The sequence below is a fragment of the Acidiphilium sp. PM genome, assembly GCF_000219295.1.
In the GTDB taxonomy this organism is placed as follows: domain Bacteria; phylum Pseudomonadota; class Alphaproteobacteria; order Acetobacterales; family Acetobacteraceae; genus Acidiphilium; species Acidiphilium multivorum.
The window spans coordinates 1-2229 of record NZ_AFPR01000340.1 but is presented as its reverse complement, the minus strand read 5'-3'; the positions used below and the strand labels follow the sequence as shown (position 1 = coordinate 2229).

2 protein-coding genes are annotated in these 2229 nt (G+C 69.2%); both read left to right on the top strand.

From position 1 onward, the window contains the following. Window positions 1-1222 (top strand): glycosyltransferase family 87 protein (locus APM_RS12395; RefSeq protein WP_007423722.1); only part of this gene is annotated, 1222 nt, incomplete at its 5' end. Window positions 1223-1374: 152 nt separating this feature from the next. Continuing rightward, window positions 1375-2070, top strand: coding sequence for a VIT family protein (locus APM_RS12390; RefSeq protein ID WP_007423721.1), 696 nt, complete (start codon window positions 1375-1377; stop codon window positions 2068-2070). The last annotated feature ends 159 nt before the right edge of the window (window positions 2071-2229 follow it).

Below are 2229 nucleotides of genomic sequence, written 5' to 3'. Positions count from 1 at the left end.
GGGAGCGACACGGTTGGACAGGGAGCGAGACCATCGCGGCGACCAGCGTATCCCCGGCGCCGGAGCAAGACCGCGCGATCACCTCGTCGCCCTCGGCCTGTTCATGGCCGCCCTGCCGCCCGCGATCGCCTGCATGCGCAGTGTCGGGCTCTGGCTGGATGGTCACTCCTGGTTTCCGCTCGCGGATGGCCTGAATATCTGGAGCGGCGCCCATCTGGCGCTGAACGGCCAGCTCGCGACCCTGTTCAATCCCGTCGCGTATGGAGAATGGTTCCACGCCCATTTCGGCGGCGACCTTCATACATGGTCATATCCGCCGGACTATCTTCTCGCGGTCCTGCCGTTCGGTTTCCTGCCGCCAGCGGTCGCCGTGCTGTCGTTCGACCTGCTGAGCCTCCTGATCCTGCTGGTCGCCCTGCGGGCCTGCGGCTTCGATGCCCGGTTCACCGCCGCTGTCCTGCTCAGCCCGGCCGCCCTCGCCAATCTGTACGACAACACGAACGGCGCGCTCTTCGCGGCCCTGCTGATCGCGGGCCTGTTCCTTGCGGAAAAGCGGCCCTATGTCGCCGGCGTGCTGATCGGCCTCGTCACGATGAAGCCGCAGCTCGGCGTTCTCATCCCGGTCTTCTGGCTGGCGCGCGGCAACTGGCGCGGCATCCTCGCCGCCGCGCTCACGTCCGTCTCGCTGGTGATCGCCAGCGCCTCAGCGTTCGGCTGGACAAGCTGGACGATGTTCGCCACCCGCGTGATGCCGTTCATGAGCCGCGTGCTGGTTCAGCTGACCGCAAAGCCACATCACGGGCCGCGCGCCATGATCATGAGCGTGTTCAGCCTGGCGCAACAAATTGGCCTCGGGTTCCACGTCGCGACGGCGCTTCAGGCGACGACGACGATCGCCGCCCTCGCGCTGGCCGCCGTTCTCGGCCGCACCCGCGCCGCACCCGTGCCCTGTATCATCGCCGCCCTGCTGCTGCTGACGACGCTGGCCACGCCCTATATCTGGTACTACGACATGATCCCCGCCTCGTTCGCCGTGGCACTCCTGGCGCGAGACGGATTGACGACCGGCTTTCGTCCTGGCGAGCTGGCCGTCTATGCCTGCCTCTGGATTACGCCGGGCATCGCCCCCGAGATGGCGATGCGCGGCCTGCCGAGTTTTGCTCCGGTATTCGTCGTCCTGTCATTGGTCTACCTGTGGCGGCGAACAGCGGCGTTCACATAGGTCGCATCGGGGATCGGCGGGCCGGGGCCGGCCCTGGACTGAACGGGTCCGGCCATCCACCCGACGCCCCGCCCCGCATGGCCAGCTTGGCCCGCCCGCCCGCCGGCCTATGATACGGCGCACATCATGGCCGCTGCGGCGACGGAGCAAAAATGCATCTTCCCCATCCTGAATTTCACCTTCTCGGCCGCACCGGCTGGCTCCGCGCCGCCGTGCTCGGCGCCAATGACGGCATCATCTCCACCGCCAGCCTCATCCTCGGCGTGATCTCCGCGAGCGGCGTCCGGCACGATGCGCTGGTCGCCGGCGTCGCCGGCCTCGTCGCCGGGGCGATGGCGATGGCCGCCGGCGAATACGTCTCGGTCAGCTCCCAGGCCGATACCGAAACCGCCGCCCTGGCCAAGGAACGCGCCGAACTCGCCGAAAGCCCGGCCTCCGAGCACGCCGAACTCGCCGCGATCTACGTCGCCCGTGGCCTCGACCCCGCTCTCGCCGGCGCCGTCGCCACCCAGCTCATGGCGCATGACGCGCTCGGCGCCCATGCCCGCGACGAGCTCGGCCTCACCGAATTCACCGCCGCCAACCCGATCCAGGCCGCCATGGCCTCCGCCGCCACCTTCGCCGTCGGCGCCGCCGCCCCGCTCATCCTCGCCGCCACCCTGCCGAAGCCCGTGCTCTCCGCCGGAATCGGCCTCGGCGCCCTCGTCTTCCTCGCCGTGCTCGGCGCCGTCGGCGGCCGCGCCGGCGGCGCGCCGATGCTCAAACCCGCCCTGCGCGTCGCCTTCTGGGGGGCGCTCGCCATGGCCGCCACCACGCTGATCGGCCACCTGTTCGGCGCCACCGTCTAGTTTTCCGCTCCCGAACGCCATCGGCGTTCGGGAGCGGAACACCAGTTCATGTTCCGATCCTCCCGGACCGCGTAAAGATTTCCTAACGGAATTCTTGCCCACCCCCCGCCCGTCATGGTCTCCTGCGCGCATGGAGACACGCGGCGTCATCGTCACCTT